This window comes from Streptomyces kryoterrae, assembly GCF_054072135.1.
Genome location: NZ_CM133358.1, coordinates 6,949,247 through 6,966,356, shown reverse-complemented (window position 1 = coordinate 6,966,356; position 17,110 = coordinate 6,949,247). Strand labels below are relative to the sequence as shown.

The following is a 17,110-nucleotide window of genomic DNA, read 5'->3' as shown; positions in this document are numbered from 1 at the left end:
GCCTCAGTCTCTCGCCACCCGCAGCTCCCGCCCCGCACCGACGACCGCCAACGCACCGTCCTCGTCCGTCCGCAGCACCACGGCACCCCCGTCCCTGAGCGCCGCCACCGTGCCGGGAGCGGGATGCCCGTAGGTGTTGTCCGCGCCGCACGAGATGAGCGCCAGCCTCGGGGCCGCCACCCGTATGAGGTCCGGGTCCTGATAGGCCGACCCGTGGTGGGCGACCTTGAGGACGTCCACGGCACGCACCTGCGCGGCGGCCGGCGAGCTCAACAGGGCGCGCTGGGCCGGGGGTTCGAGGTCCCCGAGGAGCAGCAGACGCAGCCCGGCCGACCGTACGAGCAGCGTGACACTGGCGTCGTTGGCGCCCTCCGGCTCGGGGGCCGGGGCCGGTCTCGGCCACAGCACCTCCCAGTCGAGGTCACCCGTCCGCCGCCGCTCCCCGGCGAGGGCACGCGTCACCGGAATGCGGTGGGCCGCCGCCTCCCGCTGCACGAACTCGGCCTGGTCCTCGGGCTCCTCGAACCCCGTGGTCTCGATGGCGCCCACCGAGCGCCCGCGCAGTACGCCGGGCAGCCCCGCGACGTGGTCCGCGTGGAAGTGGGTCAGGATCACGAGGGGCACCTTGGTGATGCCCAGTTCGCGCAGACAGTGGTCGACCAGTGCCGGGTCCGGTCCGGCGTCCACGACCACACCGGTGTCTTCCCCCGCCGCGAGCACGGTCGCGTCCCCCTGGCCCACGTCGCACATCGCGAACCGCCAGCCCGGCGGCGGCCACCCCGTGACCACCCTGGTCAGCGGCGCCGGCCGTACCACCACCAGGAGCAGCAGCACCCCGCAGGCCGCGCACCACCAGGGATGCTTGAGCAGGCGCGCGCCGGCGAACACGACGAGCACCATGCACAGCCCCAGCAGCAGCGCGCCCGTCCAGCTGCCCGGCCAGTCCACTCCCCCGCCGGGCAGCGCCGCTCCCGTACGGGCGATGTCCACGATCCAGCCCGCGGGCCAGCTCGCGCCCCAGGCCAGCACCTTGGCCACCGGCAGCGCCACCGGCGCCGTGGCCAGCGCCGCGAAGCCCAGCACGGTGGCCGGGGCGACGGCGAACTCCGCGAGCAGGTTGCACGGCACCGCCACCAGGCTCACCCGCGCCGACAGCACGGCCACGACGGGCGCGCACACGGCCTGCGCGGCACCGGCCGCGGCCAGCGCCTCGGCCAGTCGCGGCGGTACCCCGCGCCTGCGCAAGGCCGGGCTCCAGCGGGGCGCGAGGGTGAGGAGTGCGCCGGTGGCGAGGACGGAGAGCAGGAAGCCGTAACTCCGTGCCAGCCAGGGGTCGTACAGCACCAGCAGCAGAACCGCGGTCGCCAGCGCCGGGACCAGGGACCGGCGGCGTCCGGTCGCGAGGGCGAGCAGCGCGACGGATCCGCAGGCCGCGGCCCGCAGCACACTCGGGTCGGGTCTGCACACGACGACGAACCCCAGGGTGAGCGCGCCGCCGAGCAGCGCGGTCGTCCGGAGGGAAATACCCAGGCGCGGTGCGAGGCCACGCCGTTCGACCTGCTGGGCGAGGGCGGGCGGCCCGAGGAGCAGGGCGAGGATGATCGTGAAGTTCGCTCCGCTTACGGCCGTCAAATGCGTGAGGTCGGTCTCCTTGAACGCCTCGTCCAGCTCGGGTGTGACGCGGGAGGTGTCCCCGACGACCAGCCCGGGCAGCAGCGCCCGCGCATCCGCCGGCAGGTCCTCGGTGGCGTCCCGCAGCCCCGCACGCAGCCGCCCCGCGAACCGCTGTGCGGCCGACGGCTGCCTCACCACCTCCGGCGCCGCTCGGTCCCGTACCCGCAGCACGGCCGCGACCCGGTCACCGCCCGTCAACGCGGGCACGAGCCGGCCGGTCACCCGCAGCCGCGTGGACGGCAACAGCCCCAGCCAGGGCGAACGCTCGGGCCCGTCCGCCGACTTCGCCGCCCGGCCGAACGGTCCCGCCTTCTTCGGCTTCGCGCCCATGTCCACGGTCACGAGCACGGGCGTCCGCGTCGCCACCGTACTTCCGTCCGTCTCCTCCACTCGCCGGACATCGGCGTCGAGCAGTACGGCGGTCGGCAGGGCGTGGGCGCCCTGGACGCGGGGCCGGGTGAGCCGTGGATCGGAGGTGACCTCCAACTCGGCCGTCACCGTGGCGTACTGCCGTGCCAGCCCCGGCACCGGCCCCCGCCGCAGATCGGCCCCGTGCAGGCCGGCCGAGACGGCAGCCGCGGCGACACAGAGCAGCACGGCAGCCACGGAGACCCGTGACCAGCTGCCCCACCGGGGCTGTCCCACCGACGGGAGACCGGGTCGTCCGGAAGTACGGCGGACCAGCAGGAGCGAGCCCGCCACGACCGAGCAGCCGACCGCGATGCCGGTGACCCGGCCGGGCGAGACATCCAGCGCCAGTGCCGCCGTCGCCCAGGCCGCCAGTGCGGGCGGCACCAACCGCAGGTCGGTCGGCCCTTCCTGCCGGGGGTTGGCTTCCCCCAGCCGTTTCCCCGAGGCCGTGTGCACGGACCTGCGGGCGCGAGGTGCCCGGCGAGCGGGGGTGAACTGATCGTCGAGCGGGCGGGGCTCCTCGTGCGCGGCCCCGGCCACGACATGCCCCGGCGGGCCTTCGGACTCGGACGAGAGCGGTACCCGGCTCATGGCTGCACGAGATTTCGCAGGTCGGCGAAACGGCGGTCACCGATGCCGTTCACGTCGCGCAGCTCGTCCACGGACCGGTATCCGCCGTGCTGGGTGCGGTAGTCGATGATGTGCTGCGCCAGCACAGGGCCGACCCCCGGCAAGGTGTCGAGCTGGTCCGTGGTGGCCGTGTTCAACGAAACAGGCGCCGCCGGTCCGGCCCCCGCCCCGCCCAGGGAGCCGCCCGCTTCCCCACCCCCCGAGCCCACCACACCGCCCACGGCCGCCCCCGGTACGACGGGCACAGCCCCGCCGACCACCACCTGTTCGCCGTCGACGAGGAACCGCGCGCGGTTGAGCCCGTCGGTCTTCGTACCGGGACGCACCCCACCCGCGGCCAGCAAAGCATCGGCGACCCTGGATCCGGGCGGCAGCCGATGAACCCCCGGCTCCCGCACCTTGCCGCTGACGTCCACCACGATCTGGGCCCCGGCCGTTCCCGCGACGCTCCGGGGACCGGCCGCGCCGCCCGCCCGCGCCGCCGCGAACGGAGCCGCCGCCCGCACGACCTCCGGCGCGCGGACGGGCTGGGCACGCCCCGTCCAGAAGTGCTGCGCGGCGAGCACCGCGGCAGCGACCAGCACCACCGTGAGCGCCACCACGCTCCGCCGCTCCAGACCGCACCGCACCTGCAACCACACGGGCATCCGCTCCCGCATCGCAAGCCCGGCCCGCTCCTGCCAGGCCCCGGCGACCCGGGCGTCCACGCTATCGACGCCGGTATCGATACCGCTGTCCGGAACGGCAGCCGCGACGACGGTGTCCCCGTCGACGTCCACGCCCTCACCGGAAACCCCACGCCTTACCGCTCGCCTGGAGAACCGCGTTCCCCCACCACCCTCCACCGCCCCCGCATCCCGCTCACCACCCGGCGGCCCGTTCCCCAACTCCCTTCGTTCCAGTGCCTGTTCACCGAAGAGCACCTCCGCCCGCCGACGGAGCTCGTCTGCCGACGCCTGATGCTGCCGGGCCCGGCCACGAGGACGGCGATGGCCGTGGCGGACTCGGCCGTCGGACATCGGGCCGCGGCCCGGGCCGCTGGTCGGAGTGGTTGCGTGTGAGCGTGATCGAAGTGCCATGCGCAGAGGATGGAGCAATCCACCACACTCGCGATGATCTTGCTCAATTCCGGTGGACAACCCGCTGGTTGTGGATAACTCCGTCACCCACACGAGTGCCGCGCGAACAGGCCAAAGACACCGCCAGAAGCCAGGCAGGACCCCTCACCGAGGGGAAACGACCACTCCCAGCAGCCCAGGCCCCGTATGGGCCCCGATCACCGCCCCGATCTCGCTCACGTGCAGCGCGGCCAGCCCCGGCACCCGTTCCCGCAACCGGTCCGCGAGGGCCGCTGCCCGGTCGGGAGCGGCCAGATGGTGAACGGCGATGTCCACCTGCGCGCCGCCGGCCTGTTCGGCGACGATCTCCTCCAGGCGGGCGATGGCCTTGGACGCCGTCCGTACCTTCTCCAGCAGCTCGATGCGACCGCCGTCCAGTTGCAGCAGCGGCTTCACGGCGAGGGCGGAGCCGAGGAGGGCCTGCGCGGCACCGATCCGACCGCCACGGCGCAGATAGTCCAGGGTGTCGACGTAGAAGTAGGCGGACGTGCCCGCGGCCCGCTTCTCCGCGGCGGTGACGGCCTCGTCCACCGTGCCGCCCGCTTCCGCCGCCTCGGCCGCGGCCAGGGCGCAGAACCCGAGGGCCATCGCCACCATGCCGGTGTCCACCACCCGTACGGGCACCGGCGCCTCACGGGCCGCCAGGACAGCGGCGTCGTACGTGCCCGAGAACTCGGCGGAGAGGTGCAGCGAGACGATGCCGGTGGCGCCGGACTCGGCTACCTTGCGATAGGTCTCCGCGAAGAGCTGGGGGCTGGGGCGCGAGGTGGTGACGGACCGGCGCTTCTGGAGTGCCTGGGCCAGGGACCGGGCCGAGATCTCCGTGCCCTCCTCGAATGCCCGGTCACCGAGGACCACGGTCAGCGGCACCGCGATGATGCCGTGGCGCTCCATCGTCCGCGGCGGCAGGTAGGCCGTTGAATCGGTGACGATCGCGACATGGCGGGACATGAGCTGGAGGTTACCTGCCGTAGCTCGTGGGCGGCAGCCCGCCCCTTTCACCTGCGGCAGGACCGGAGTCGGTCCGCCGGATCAAGTCGTGCTCTCGGGACGGGGTTTCTTCTGCCAGGGGTAGGCGGGCTGCCGGACCGGCGGGGTGATGGCCGGCCGGGTCGCTTCGGCGGCCCGGCGTGCGTCGGGGTTGTCCGGCCAGGTCTGCTGCGCCGCGGCGCCGTCGGCGGCCGGGGCATCGGGCCACGGCGGCGGAGCGGGGGCAGGTGTAGGGGTCGGCCTGGGTGTCGCGGCAGGCGTGGGCTCCGCGGTCGTCCAGTGCCGCAGGGCGCCCGCCTCGACCTCTATCTGGGTCCTCAGGGCGTCGAGGTCGTCGCCCGCGAAACGGGTCGCCCGGTCCCTGGCCGCCCAGCGCAGCGAGTCGGCCCCCTGCGTGATCTGGTCGGTGCGCTCGCGCAGAGCGGGCAGGCGGGCGACGAGCGTCGCACGGTCGGGCTCGGACTCCAGCCGCTTCAGTTCGGCGTCCAGCTCCTGGCCGTGCGCGCTGAGCCGCTCGAAGAGGCCGAGGGACTCCTTGAGGGACTCGTCCTCGGACACGCCCGCGTGCAGCGCGTCCTGCGTGGCGCGCATGGACGTACGCAGCCTGAGCCTGAGCTGGGCCAGCTCGCCGGCCGGGCCGGGCTGGGCATACGTCTTGGCGCGCAGCGTGGTGTCCTCGACCGTGCGGCGGGCCTGCGAGATCGTCCGGTCCACACCTCTCTTGGCCGCGCCGACCACCTTCACGGTCGCGTACACGCCCAGCACGACGAACAGCAGGAAGAGCAGGGCGACAACTGCGACAGCGGTTTCCACGACGCTCCTCCTCGTACCGGCTGCGGCCTTCGAGCCGCTCTTCAACGGTAAACGCAAAGGGCAGGCCCGGAGTTCCAGAAGAACCCCGAACCTGCCCGTAGGGGACTACCCCGAGCGGCCTGGCGGACCGCCCACGCCCGCACCCATGCCCGCACCCGCGCCGGCACCCGTGTCGGTGCCCGCACCGGCGTCCGGACCTACGCCGTGACGATGTTGACCAGCTTCGGCGCCCGCACGATCACCTTGCGGATCCCCGCGCCTGCCAGCGCCTCCACGACCTTGTCGTCGCCCAGTGCCACCTTCTCCAGCTCGTCGTCGGAGATCGACGGCGAGACCTCCAGGCGTGCCTTGACCTTGCCCTTGATCTGCACGACGCAGGTCACGCTCTCGTCCACGACGTATGCGGGGTCGGCGACCGGGAAGTCCTGGTGGACGACCGAGTCGGAGTGACCCAGCCTGCGCCACAGTTCCTCGGCGATGTGGGGGGCCAGCGGTGCGACCAGCAGCACCAGGGCCTCGGCGACCGCGCGCGCGACCGGACCGCCCGCCTTGGTCAGGTAGTTGTTCAGCTCGGTGACCTTGGCGATGGCGGTGTTGAACCGCAGGCCCTCCAGATCCTGGCGGACGCCGTCGATCGCCTTGTGCAGGGCACGCAGTGTCGCCTCGTCGGCCTCGGTGTCGACCACGGTGACCTCGCCGCTGTCCTCGTCGACGACGTTGCGCCACAGCCGCTGCAGCAGCCTGTACTGGCCCACCACCGCGCGCGTGTCCCACGGCCGGGACACGTCCAGCGGGCCCATGGCCATCTCGTACAGGCGCAGCGTGTCGGCGCCGTACTCGTCGCAGATCTCGTCCGGAGTGACCGCGTTCTTCAGGGACTTGCCCATCTTGCCCAGCAGCCGGGAGACCTTCTCGCCCTCGTAGTAGAAGGCGTCGTCGCTCCCCACCACGTCGGCGGCCGGGACGGCGATGCCGCGGCTGTCGCGGTACACGAAGGCCTGGATCATGCCCTGGTTGTACAGCTTGTGGAACGGCTCGACCGAGGAGACGTGCCCCAGGTCGAACAGGACCTTGGACCAGAAACGCGCGTACAGCAGGTGCAGTACGGCGTGCTCGGCGCCGCCGACGTACAGGTCGACGCCGCCGTGGGGCTGTCCCTCGCGCGGGCCCATCCAGTACTGCTCGATGGCCGGGTCGACCAGCTTCTCGCTGTTGTGCGGGTCCAGGTAACGCAGCTCGTACCAGCAGGAACCGGCCCAGTTGGGCATGGTGTTGGTCTCGCGCCGGTACTTCCGCGGGCCGCGCCCGTCGCCCAGGTCCAGGGTGACGTTGACCCAGTCCGCGTTGCGCGACAGCGGGGTCTCCGGGGAGGTGTCCGCGTCGTCCGCGTCGAAGGTGCGCGGCGAGTAGTCCTCGACCTCGGGCAGTTCCAGGGGCAGCATCGACTCGGGCAGCGAGTGGGCGACGCCGTCCTCGTCGTAGACGATGGGGAAGGGCTCGCCCCAGTAGCGCTGGCGGCTGAACAGCCAGTCGCGCAGCCGGAAGTTGACCGTGCCACGGCCGATGCCCTTGTGCTCCAGCCACTCGGTGATACGCGCCTTGGCGTCGGCGACGGCCAGCCCGTCCAGCGAGATGTCGCCGTTGGCCGAGTTGATGATCTTCGCGTCGTACGCCCCGAAGGCGCCGTCCCACGTCGAGGTGTCGGTGCCGCGCCCGTCGGTCGGCTCGACGATGCAGTGGATCGGCAGCTCGAAGGCGCGCGCGAACTCGAAGTCGCGCTGGTCGCCCGCCGGTACGGCCATGATCGCGCCGGTGCCGTAGCCCATCAGGACGTAGTCGGCGATGAAGACGGGGATCCGCTCACCGTTGGCCGGGTTGGTCGCGTACGAGCCGATGAAGACGCCGGTCTTGTCCTTGGCCTCGGCCTGCCGCTCGACGTCCGACTTCGAGGCGGCCTGGGCCCGGTAGGCGGCGACGGCCTCGGCGGGCGTGGCGTGGCCGCCCGTCCAGACGTCGTGGGTGCCCTCGGGCCAGGCGGCTGGGATCAGCTTCTCGACCAGCGGGTGCTCGGGCGCCAGGACCATGTAACTGGCGCCGAACAGGGTGTCCGGGCGGGTGGTGAAGACCGTGATGGCCTCGCCGTCCGCGGGGAAGTCGACGCGGGCACCCTCGGAGCGGCCGATCCAGTTGCGCTGCTGCAGCTTGATGGCCTCGGGCCAGTCCAGCACGTCCAGGTCGTTCAGCAGCCGGTCGGCGTAGGCGGTGATGCGCATGTTCCACTGGCGCAGCTTGGCCTTGAAGACGGGGAAGTTGCCGCGCTCGGACCGGCCGTCGGCGGTGACCTCCTCGTTCGCCAGTACGGTGCCCAGTCCCGGACACCAGTTGACGGGCGCCTCGGAGGCGTACGCCAGGCGGTACTCGCTCAGGACGTCGGCACGCTCGATGGCCGTCAGTTCGTTCCACGCGCGCGCGTGGTCACCGGGTACGGCGCGCTCGCCGCTCTCGAACTGACCGATCAGGGCGGCGATCGGACGGGCCCTGTCGGCCTTCTCGTCGTACCAGGAGTTGAAGATCTGCAGGAAGATCCACTGGGTCCACTTGTAGTAGTCGGGGTCGATCGTCGCGAAGGACCGGCGCTTGTCGTGGCCCAGGCCCAGCCGGCGCAGCTGGACCTTCATGTTCTCGATGTTGGCCTCGGTGGACACCCGCGGGTGCGTGCCGGTCTGTACGGCGTACTGCTCGGCGGGCAGGCCGAAGGCGTCGAAGCCCAGGGTATGCAGGACGTTGTGGCCGGTCATGCGCTGGAAGCGGGCGAACACATCGGTCGCGATGTAGCCCAGCGGATGGCCGACGTGCAGCCCCGCACCGGAGGGGTAGGGGAACATGTCCATGATGAACTTTTTGGGCTTGGCGGCCAGCTCGGGCTCACCCGCCAGATCGCCGGTCGGGTTCGGGGCGGCGTACGTGCCCTCGGCGTCCCAGAAGTCCTGCCAGCGTGCCTCGATGTCGGCCGCCATGGCAGCCGTGTAGCGGTGCGGCGCCGCAACCTCGGCGGCGGCAGCGGGGTTCGTCTCGCTCATGGTCTCAAAGCTCCATCGATCGTCTCTGCCAGCGGCTGGAAATGAAAAATCCCCTCGCACAGGAGGGGACGCCGCGCCGATGCCGACCACGATTCGTCAGTGGTCGGGACTGATCAGCGCGGCTCGCTAAGCAGAAGGCGTACGGCACGCATGGCGTCAGGGTACCGCAGCCGCCGAGCGGACCGCGACGGAGTTCCCGGCACGCACGGCACCGGGTGCCACGCCCGGAAAGAGTCCCGAAAGTCCCCACAGGACCCCCACACGACACCCTCATGGCCCCCTAGGACCTCAGAGGGAAACGTGAATCGCCACACAGCAAAACCTGAACCAGGTTCAAAAATTACTTCGCGTAACAACCCCTATGGGACATCACAACGGCCTCACAGCCCTTTGGTAACAACGCAATAACTCAAACCTCGTACTCCTCGGTATGTCTCGACTTAGAGTTCGACGCGGGACCGCCTTCCCGAACCGCTCGGAGTTGCCCCCATGAACCCTCGTAGTAACAGTTCGCTTCCCGGGACTGGCCGTTCGGCCTCCGGGATGGCGACCGCTGCCATGCTGCTCCTCATACCCGTGGTCGTGCTGGTCGGAGGTGACTCGGTCCAGGACTTCCTCAACTTCGGCGCCGGCGTGCTGTCACTGGTCGCCCTCTCCTGCTCGGTGATCTGGGGCCTGGTCGCGACCGACCGGGTCTTCCTGAACACCCGTCAGCGGCTGATCGCCCAGGCCGTGCACCGGACGACCGCCGTCTCCTCGGTCGCCTTCCTGCTGCTGCACGTCTCGGTGAAGCTGGCGCTCGACCACGTCACACTGATCGCCGCGCTGATCCCCTTCAGCCTCGGCGTCACCGGCACCTCAGGTCTCATCGGCATGGGCTCCATGGCCGGCCTGCTCATGATCTTCACGGCCGTCACCGGCGCGCTGCGCAGCCGGTTCGCCTCCCCGGCACCGGTCGCGGCCCGCTGGCGCGCGATGCACATGCTGGCCTACCCGGCCTGGTGCTTCGCGCTGGTCCACGGCCTGTACGCGGGCCGCCAGGCGAAGCCGATCTTCACGATCCTGTACAGCCTGTGCCTGGTCGCGGTCATCGCCGCCCTGGCACTGCGCTCGGCGCCCCGCCCGTTCAAGCGCAGGGTGGCCGCCCAGATCATGGCGGTCCTGGGCTCCCAGGAGCGACTGGGCCGCGAGGGCCTGGACGCGAGCCGGGCCCGCCTCGGCGAGTCCTCCCTGCCGGGCTACGAGAACCAGTCGGCTGGCAGGCCCGCGCGCGGGGACGCGGGGATACCCGCACCGCGCAGCACGCCCTCCGCGGCGCCGCTCTACGACGCCCCGGCCAGCCGCACCATGACACCCGAACCCACGCAGGACGGCTTCGCGGCGGCCTACCGGGCCGTGACGCCGCCCCCGCGCGCGCAGGACTCGTACCAGGACTCGTACATGGACCAGACCGCGCGTATGGACATACAGGCCACCGAGGCGATGCCACGCATGGACGGCAGTACGTCGGGCAGCTGGCCGATCCCGTCCCCGCCGCCGGTCGGTGAGGCTCCCGTGTCGGCGTACGACCCGATGGCCGACACCGGATACAACATCCCGGCCTATGGCAATCCGGGCACGCCCGCGTACGGCACGAGTGATGTGTACAACACCGGTGAGTCGAATGCCGCCTATGGCACGTACAACGCGAATGACACGTACAACAGCGGTCCCGCCACTGATACAACCCCCGGTGCTTCCTATGACTTCGACGCACCGGGTTCGGGCGAACCTTGGAACGCGCCTTCCGGAGGCTATAAGTGAACGAGGCTCTGCCCGACGTACCCGAAGTCCGCGTGGTCGGGCTTCCCCAGCTCACGTCGGGTTTCGACCTTGTCGAACGCCTGGACCTCCCCATGCACCTCAAGGTGCATGGGCCGCTCGAACCGATGGGCGGCGAGCAGCTCGCGCAGCTCGCCGAACGTATTTCGCTGAAGGGCCGCGGCGGCGCGGGCTTCCCCTTTCACAAGAAGCTGCGGTCGGTCGCCGAGACGGCGATCCGCCGCGGCGTGCGGCCGGTCGTCGTCGTCAACGCGAGCGAGGACGAGCCCGCCTGCCGCAAGGACACGGTGCTGGTCAACCGTGCCCCGCATCTGATCCTGGACGGCGCCCTGTTGTGCGCGGAAGCCATGGGCGCTCGCACCCTCGTCATCGGGGTGACACGTGAATCCACCCAGCGTTCCATGGAGGCCGCGCTCGCCGAGCGCGGCCTCAACAACGGCCGCAGATCGGCCCTCCGCGCGCGCGTGCAGCGCAATCCGATCCGGATGGTCACCGGCGCCGCCGCCTCACTGATCCGTTCCATCGACGGCGGCCCGGCGATCCCGCCCGGCCGCAAGATCAGCGCCTCGCAGAGCGGCGTCGGCGGCGCACCCACCCTGCTGTCCAATGCCGAGACGTACGCCCAGCTGGCGATCGCCGCCCGCATCGGGGCCGAGCGCTACTGCAACACCGGCCTGTACGACGAGCCGGGCACCGTCATGCTCACGGTCTCCGGCGCGGTCGCCCGCCCCATGGTGATCGAGGTACCCACGGGTGTGCCGCTGCGGTACGTCCTCCAGCTCGCCGGCGCCCCGCCGGTCCCGCAGGGTGTGCTGACCGGCGGCTACCACGGCAAGTGGATCGACTCGGCGACGGTCAACGAGGCGATCGTCTCGCGCAACTCCCTGGACGCGGTGGGCGGCGCGCTCGGCGCCGGCGCGATCCTGCCGATCAGCCAGGACACCTGCCCGCTGGGCGAGTCGCTGCGCGTGGCCCAGTGGCTGGCCGAGGAGAGCGCCGGTCAGTGCGGCCCCTGCTACCTCGGTCTGCCCGCCGCGGCGCGCGGCATGGCGGACATCCTCAACGGCGGCGGCCCCGCCGCCCTGGAGGCCGTCAAGCAGGTCGCCAAGTCCGTGAAACGGCGCGGCGCGTGCTCGCACCCGGACGGCTCGGCGATGTTCCTGGAATCGACCATCAAGGCGTTCACGGACGACCTCGCCGCCCACGTCCTCGGAAACGGCTGCGGAAGGCCCGTAGAAGGCGTTCTCCCGCTCTTCGAGGGCGGTCAGACGCCTACGGGCATCCCGGGCGGCCAGGCGGAGGAGGAGAGCGGCCCCAGCCGCCAGAAGATCTACGTCGACTGGACCCTCTGCCGGGGCCACGGCCTGTGCGCCGACATCCTCCCGGAGGTCTTCGAACTCGGCGCGGACGGCTTCCCCACCGTCGCGCAGGCGAAGGTGCCCCGGTACGCGGAGGCGAAGGCACTGCGCGCGGTGCGCCGTTGCCCGGCGCTGGCACTGCGCCTGGAGGAGGACACCAGGGCCTCGGCCCCGGACCGTCTGCCGGTCCTGTCCCAGCGCGGCGGCCGGGGCCGCCGTGCCCTGGGCAGCGGTCGCTGAGACACCCGAAAGCAACCACGGCGGGCCACCCGGATCGATCGGGGCGGCCCGCCGTCCGCGTTCCCCGTAGGTGTTCCCGTACGGGTCCTCCGTGCACAACACCGAGGGCGGGCCATCCTGTTCGGATGACCCGCCCTCGACTTCTGTGGAGCTAAGGAGAATTGAACTCCTGACCTCCTGCATGCCATGCAGGCGCTCTACCAACTGAGCTATAGCCCCTCGCGCCCCACCGGGTTTCCCCGGCGGCGACGCCAACATTACCGGTCCCCCGGTGCAGCACCAAATCGTTTCCGACCCGCCCGGAGGGGTACCGGGGTCAGGCCGTGACGAACGAGTAGAACCGTTTGAGGGTGCAGTGCTCTTCGAGGAGCCGGCCGTAGATCGGCTCGCCCTCCAGCTCACGGTAGGTCTCGATCGGGTCGCCTTTTATGATCAGCGCCCGCGCGCATTCCTCGCACCAGTACTGGTAGTCGTGGTTCACGGGTTCCATGTCACGGACGATGGGCGTACCACTGCCGCACCAGTCGCATTTCCTCCTGTGTGCACCCATCGATCAGCTCCAGCTGTGGCCGCAGGCCGTGCACACGTAGGAAACGCCACCGTTGTCACCGAGCACCTGGGCGACATGGCCGGAACCGCAGGAAGGGCAGCTGAGACGGGTTCTTCTGCCCCGTATGACTGCCGCTTCAGGGAGGTGACCGACCTCCCTGAGGATGCTCGCAGGCATCGCAACTCCCTCCCGTCGGGCCGCGCCCCCTTCCGGCCGTTTGATTCTGCCACGGACGGACCAATACGGTCAGCGACGCCTTCGTACCAGTCCGGACACGGCACCCACCGCAGCCGTCGCGGCCAGCGCAAACATGCATGTAAGAAGAGCTTCCGCAGAGGTATACGCCTCCGGGACCCCAAGTGACTCAAGCCGGTCCAGGAAGAGTCTGCCGGAGACGGCGGCCGAACGACGAGAGTCCCGCTCCCTGGAGGGAGCGGGACTCTCGTCGCACGATGTTCTTGATCTCTCGATCCGTGGAGCTAAGGAGAATTGAACTCCTGACCTCCTGCATGCCATGCAGGCGCTCTACCAACTGAGCTATAGCCCCTCGCGTTCCGCCCGGACCCGCGGGGCGAACAAGAAGAACTTTAGCCTGTGACCAGCCGGAAAGTGAAATCCGGGTCCCGGCCCCCGACGGGCTGCGGGGAGGGGCACTCAGTCGTCGTCGCCGAGGACCGGTTCCGGCAGCGTGCCGGCGTTGTGCTCGAGGAGACGCCAGCCGCGGGCGCCCTCGCCGAGGACGGACCAGCAGCAGTTGGAGAGCCCGCCGAGGCTCTCCCAGTGGCGGGACTCCAGGCCGAGCAGGCGCCCGATGGTGGTCCGGATGGTGCCGCCGTGGCTGACCACCACGAGGGTGCCGTCCTCGGGGAGTTTCTCGGCGTGCCGCAGCACCACGGGGGCGGCGCGGTCGGCGACCTCGGTCTCCAGCTCGCCGCCGCCGCGGCGGATCGGCTCACCGCGTTTCCACGCGGTGTACTCGTCGCCGTGGCGGGCGATGATCTCCTCGTGCGTCAGCCCCTGCCAGACGCCCGCGTACGTCTCGCGCAGGCCCTCGTCGTGCGTCACCGTGAGGCCGGTGAGCTCGGCGAGTTCGCGCGCGGTGTGTGCCGCGCGCTGGAGGTCCGAGGCGACGATCGCGTCGGGCTTCAGGGAGGCGAGCAGCCGGGCGGCGCGGCGGGCCTGGCCGATGCCGGTGTCGGTGAGCTCGACGTCGGTGGTGCCCTGGAAGCGCCGCTCCACGTTCCACGCCGTCTGGCCGTGGCGCCACAGGATGAGGCGGCGGCCCGGGCCCTGCTTGCGACCGGCCCCGGTGGGCGCGGGAGCGGTCACCGCAGGCCTCCGAAGTCGGCGGTGTCCTCCTCGGCCCGGAGCTTGGCGTGCTCGGCGGCCTTGCCGCGGGTGGCCTTGGCGTCGTCGGGAAGCTCCAGCTCGGGGCAGTCCTTCCAGAGCCGCTCCAGGGCGTAGAAGACGCGCTCCTCGCTGTGCTGGACGTGGACGACGATGTCGACGTAGTCCAGGAGCACCCAGCGGGCCTCGCGGTCGCCCTCGCGGCGGACCGGCTTGGTGCCGAGCTCCTTGCTGAGCCGCTCCTCGATCTCGTCGACGATCGACTTGACCTGGCGGTCGTTGGGTGCGGAGGCCAGCAGGAAGGCGTCCGTGATCGACAGCACGTCGCTGACGTCGTAGGCGATGATGTCGTGCGCGAGCTTGTCGGCAGCCGCCTGCGCGGCGGCGGAGATGAGCTCGATGGAACGGTCAGTGGCGGTCACTACAAGGCTTTCGGTCGGCGGTCGGGAACCCGTACGGGTTACCCAAGGGTCTCACGGACCGCCGACACCACCCCACGTCATTACCGGAACACCCCCCGGGCTTCCCGCTCGGGGCCCGGGGCGCGTGCCGTAAGCCGTCACGCCGTCGGCTTGTAGTCCTGGCCGAGGATCACGGACACGTCCGCGTTCGAGGAGACCGTGCCCTTCTTGACCGAGCTCGTGGGCAGACCCAGCGTCTTGGCTGCCTCGGTGGCGTTCTGCTTGTCGGCGGCGTCGGCATAGGTGACCTGGGAGGTGGCGCGGGCGGTGTCGGCCGTACCGGCCTCCAGGAAGGTGAAGCCGCCGTTGAGGAGGACGATGCGGGCCTTCTCGGTGTCGCCCTTGTCGCCGCTGGCGTTCTGGACGGAGACCCGGACCGCGGCGCCCTTGTCGGGGCTCTTGGCGGTGCCGCCGAGCACGGCCCTGACGACCGAGGAGCTGGCCTGGGCGCTCAGGGTGCCGTCGCCCCGGACGGGCAGCAGCGCGGTCCTGTAGTCGCCGCCCTTGGCGAGGTCGGCGAGCCTGGCGAGGAAGCTGCCGAGGTCCTTGTCGGTCAGCGAGGGGTCGAGGATCTGCGCCAGCGTCTGCACGGTGAGCGTCGCGGCCTGGGAGTCCGAGGACAGCTTGCGCAGCACGCCCTGCATGACCTGCCCGAACCGCTCCAGCTGGGCGTCCTGGGCCTCGCCGGCGGCGAGGTAGGTGGCGTAGGCGACGGCCATCTTGCCGCTGAGGGTCTGGGCCTCGCCCTTCTTCACCAGGGGCGCCGTGCCCTTCTTCTTGGCGTCCGGGTCGGGTACGTCGGCGTTGGTGTCGATGTCGATGTTGCCGACCAGCTCGACGAGGTTCTGCAGGTAGGGGGTGTCGAGCCGCCAGGTGCCCTCGATGTCGGTGCCGAGGACGGTGTCGAGTGCGTCGCGTGTCCCGGAGGAGCCGTCGTCGTCGACGGACTTGGCGAGCGTGGTCGTGGTGCCGTCGTCGTCGGTCAGGGCGAGGGAGTTGGGCAACAGGACGGTGGTGCCCTGCTTGGTGGTGGCGTTGTCGACGAGCAGCACCGTGGAGGTGCCGCCCTTCCTGGTGTTGTGCAGGTGGACGACGACGACGTCCCGTTTCTGGGCCCCCGTGGTGGTCGCTCCGCCGGTCTTCGCGTCCGCGGACGACGTCCCGGGCAGCCTCCCCGCGTACCAGAGATAGCCGACGCCGCCCACCGCCACCAGGGCGAGGACGACGACCAGGGCGATGGCGCGGCCACGCGCGCGGCGCTTGGCCTCCTCGCGGCGCTCGGTGCGGTTCTCGGTGAAGTTCAGCCAGTCTATGACGTCCTCGGAGTCACCGGTGGGCTCCTCGACGAAGGCGAACTGCTGGGTGCTGTAGTCGCGTTCACCCCCGTCCTGCGGGGCCTCCCGGGCCTGCGGAACGTCGCCCTCGACCGGACCGCCCTGCTGCGGGACGTAGGCGGTCTGTTCGGCCTGCGCGGTCCGGGCCGTCGGTATCGCGGGCGGTGCCTGCCCGGCGACCCGGGGCTGCTGCCCGCTGCTCGCCGCCTGCCCGTAGGGGTCGTACCCGGTGGCCGGGTTCCCGGCGCCGTACGGGTCGTACGACGGCACGGATTGCTGCTGCCCGGTCGCGTACGGGTCGTAGCCGTACCCCTCGCCGTACCCCTGCGTCTGGGGGGTCTGCTGCGCGTACGGGTCGTACGGCTGCTGCCCCGGCTGTACCTGTTGCTGGTACTGCTGCTGTGGCAGCGGCACCGGCTGGTACACAGGCCGGCCGTAGTCGTCGTAGCCGACGAGCTCGTACTGCTGGTCGCCGTCGTATCCCGAGTCGTATGGGTCGTTCACCGGTGCCCCTCTCGGCTCACTCGCCGCGGTACAGCTCGCGCTTGTCGATGTAGCGCACCACACCGTCCGGCACCAGATACCAGACCGGGTCGCCCTTGCCGACCCTCGCACGGCAGTCTGTGGACGAGATGGCCAGGGCGGGAACCTCGACGAGCGAGACACCGCCCTCCGGGAGTCCCGGGTCGGTCAGGGTGTGACCGGGCCGGGTGACCCCGATGAAGTGCGCGAGGGAGAACAGTTCGTCGGCGTCGCGCCAGGTGAGGATCTGGCCGAGCGCGTCGGCGCCCGTGATGAAGAACAGGTCCGTGTCGGGGTTGAGCGCACGCAGGTCGCGCAGGGTGTCCGTGGTGTACGTCGGGCCACCGCGGTCGAGGTCGATGCGGCTGACCGAGAACTGGGGGTTCTCGGCGGTCGCGATGACCGTCATCAGGTAGCGGTCCTCGGCCGGCGACACCTTGCGGTCGGTCTTCTGCCACGGCTGTCCGGTCGGTACGAACACCACCTCGTCGAGATGGAACTGCGCGGCGACCTCACTGGCCGCCACGAGGTGCCCGTGGTGGATCGGATCGAATGTGCCGCCCATGACGCCGAGGCGGCGCTTGCCCGGGTTCGACGGCCCGTTGCCGGGCACACGCCGGAGCTCCGGGCGGTTCTCCGCGTCGTGCGCCGGACGGTCGCCGGCGTTGTTCGCCGGACCGGTAGGCATGTCCTGCTCTCCCATGCGGCAGACCCTACCGGCCCGGCCTGAGGGCACCGGCCACAGGTTCCGGCCCCTCCTG

Annotated in this window: 12 protein-coding genes and 2 tRNA genes; 2 read left to right on the top strand and 12 right to left on the bottom strand. The window is 71.1% G+C overall.

From position 1 onward, the window contains the following. Positions 1-3: 3 nt before the first annotated feature. The 5 genes from ACW4TU_RS31000 to leuS all read right to left on the bottom strand — a co-directional run bounded on the left by ACW4TU_RS31000 (position 4) and on the right by leuS (position 8,716). On the bottom strand, positions 4-2,541 hold the full coding sequence (locus ACW4TU_RS31000) for a ComEC/Rec2 family competence protein (RefSeq protein WP_457430408.1): 2,538 nt from the start codon (positions 2,539-2,541) through the stop codon (positions 4-6). Between the two features lie 131 nt (positions 2,542-2,672). Next, positions 2,673-3,794 carry a ComEA family DNA-binding protein gene (locus ACW4TU_RS30995; protein ID WP_457418452.1) on the bottom strand — a complete coding sequence of 374 codons (1,122 nt, stop codon included), beginning with the start codon at positions 3,792-3,794 and terminating at the stop codon, positions 2,673-2,675. A gap of 144 nt (positions 3,795-3,938) precedes the next feature. After that, a complete protein-coding gene (locus tag ACW4TU_RS30990; protein WP_457418450.1) occupies positions 3,939-4,784 on the bottom strand; it encodes a DegV family protein in 846 nt (281 codons plus the stop codon). Positions 4,785-4,865: 81 nt separating this feature from the next. After that, positions 4,866-5,636: a hypothetical protein gene (locus tag ACW4TU_RS30985; protein WP_457418448.1), complete on the bottom strand. Its 771-nt coding sequence runs from the start codon at positions 5,634-5,636 to the stop codon at positions 4,866-4,868. Positions 5,637-5,833: 197 nt separating this feature from the next. After that, positions 5,834-8,716 carry a leucine--tRNA ligase gene (leuS, locus tag ACW4TU_RS30980; protein WP_457418446.1) on the bottom strand — a complete coding sequence of 961 codons (2,883 nt, stop codon included), beginning with the start codon at positions 8,714-8,716 and terminating at the stop codon, positions 5,834-5,836. Between the two features lie 543 nt (positions 8,717-9,259). On the opposite strand from leuS, the gene ACW4TU_RS30975 reads away from it, so the two are divergent. Together ACW4TU_RS30975 and ACW4TU_RS30970 are read left to right on the top strand one after the other, a co-directional pair. Beyond that, positions 9,260-10,519: a ferric reductase-like transmembrane domain-containing protein gene (locus tag ACW4TU_RS30975; protein ID WP_457418444.1), complete on the top strand. Its 1,260-nt coding sequence runs from the start codon at positions 9,260-9,262 to the stop codon at positions 10,517-10,519. Further along, positions 10,516-12,135 carry an NADH-ubiquinone oxidoreductase-F iron-sulfur binding region domain-containing protein gene (locus ACW4TU_RS30970; RefSeq protein WP_164406570.1) on the top strand — a complete coding sequence of 540 codons (1,620 nt, stop codon included), beginning with the start codon at positions 10,516-10,518 and terminating at the stop codon, positions 12,133-12,135. Before ACW4TU_RS30975 ends, ACW4TU_RS30970 begins: the two co-directional genes overlap by 4 nt. 146 nt (positions 12,136-12,281) lie before the next feature. Here the strand turns inward: ACW4TU_RS30970 and ACW4TU_RS30965 are convergent. The 7 genes from ACW4TU_RS30965 to nadD form a co-directional block, all read right to left on the bottom strand. Beyond that, positions 12,282-12,354: transfer RNA gene (locus ACW4TU_RS30965), tRNA-Ala, on the bottom strand. 97 nt (positions 12,355-12,451) lie between these two features. After that, entirely contained in the window at positions 12,452-12,685 is a 234-nt protein-coding gene (locus ACW4TU_RS30960) for a hypothetical protein (RefSeq protein WP_044472114.1), read from the bottom strand. A gap of 474 nt (positions 12,686-13,159) precedes the next feature. Beyond that, positions 13,160-13,232: transfer RNA gene (locus ACW4TU_RS30955), tRNA-Ala, on the bottom strand. Positions 13,233-13,339: 107 nt separating this feature from the next. Beyond that, a complete protein-coding gene (locus ACW4TU_RS30950) occupies positions 13,340-14,014 on the bottom strand; it encodes a histidine phosphatase family protein (protein ID WP_457418441.1) in 675 nt (224 codons plus the stop codon). Further along, complete coding sequence (gene rsfS / locus ACW4TU_RS30945; protein ID WP_329276926.1) at positions 14,011-14,454, bottom strand: ribosome silencing factor; 444 nt, start codon at positions 14,452-14,454, stop codon at positions 14,011-14,013. The genes ACW4TU_RS30950 and rsfS overlap by 4 nt, the downstream gene beginning before the upstream one ends. 137 nt (positions 14,455-14,591) lie before the next feature. After that, positions 14,592-16,331 carry an LCP family protein gene (locus ACW4TU_RS30940; protein ID WP_457418439.1) on the bottom strand — a complete coding sequence of 580 codons (1,740 nt, stop codon included), beginning with the start codon at positions 16,329-16,331 and terminating at the stop codon, positions 14,592-14,594. A gap of 16 nt (positions 16,332-16,347) precedes the next feature. Further along, positions 16,348-17,052: a nicotinate-nucleotide adenylyltransferase gene (nadD, locus tag ACW4TU_RS30935; RefSeq protein WP_457418437.1), complete on the bottom strand. Its 705-nt coding sequence runs from the start codon at positions 17,050-17,052 to the stop codon at positions 16,348-16,350. Positions 17,053-17,110: the final 58 nt, after the last annotated feature.

Bases quoted from the DNA above. Each gene is read 5' to 3' on its own strand.
- ACW4TU_RS30995 (WP_457418452.1), bottom strand. From the start codon at position 3,794: ATGGCACTTCGATCACGCTCACACGCAACCACTCCGACCAGCGGCCCG.
- ACW4TU_RS30990 (WP_457418450.1), bottom strand. From the start codon at position 4,784: ATGTCCCGCCATGTCGCGATCGTCACCGATTCAACGGCCTACCTGCCG.
- leuS (WP_457418446.1), bottom strand. From the start codon at position 8,716: ATGAGCGAGACGAACCCCGCTGCCGCCGCCGAGGTTGCGGCGCCGCAC.
- ACW4TU_RS30975 (WP_457418444.1), top strand. From the start codon at position 9,260: ATGGCGACCGCTGCCATGCTGCTCCTCATACCCGTGGTCGTGCTGGTC.
- ACW4TU_RS30960 (WP_044472114.1), bottom strand. From the start codon at position 12,685: ATGGGTGCACACAGGAGGAAATGCGACTGGTGCGGCAGTGGTACGCCC.
- nadD (WP_457418437.1), bottom strand. From the start codon at position 17,052: ATGGGAGAGCAGGACATGCCTACCGGTCCGGCGAACAACGCCGGCGAC.